Raw genomic sequence first — 251 nt, 5'->3', positions numbered from 1 at the left:
CGACCGACTTGACCTTGACGCCGGCCTTGCGGCCCGACGGCTCCTCGGTCTTCAACACCTTGAGGCGCGGCGCGGTCGAGACGCCGAAATCATCAGGGCTCTTCTTGTCGAGCAGCTTCTTCTTCGCCTTCATGATATTCGGCAGCGAGGCATAACGCGGTTCGTTCAAGCGCAGATCGGTGGTCACGACCGCCGGCAGCTTGATCTCGATCGTCTGCAGGCCGCCATCGACTTCGCGGGTGACGGTTGCT

Annotated in this window: 1 pseudogene; it reads right to left on the bottom strand. The window is 62.2% G+C overall.

Going from position 1 to position 251, the window contains the following annotated elements:
* Nucleotides 1-251: pseudogene (locus tag FY112_RS37600) on the bottom strand (electron transfer flavoprotein subunit beta/FixA family protein); the annotation flags it as partial.

The sequence above is a fragment of the Rhizobium sp. PEPV16 genome, assembly GCF_008919455.1.
Classification (GTDB): Bacteria; Pseudomonadota; Alphaproteobacteria; order Rhizobiales; family Rhizobiaceae; genus Rhizobium; species Rhizobium leguminosarum_Q.
This window is presented reverse-complemented; position numbering and strand designations above follow the sequence as displayed.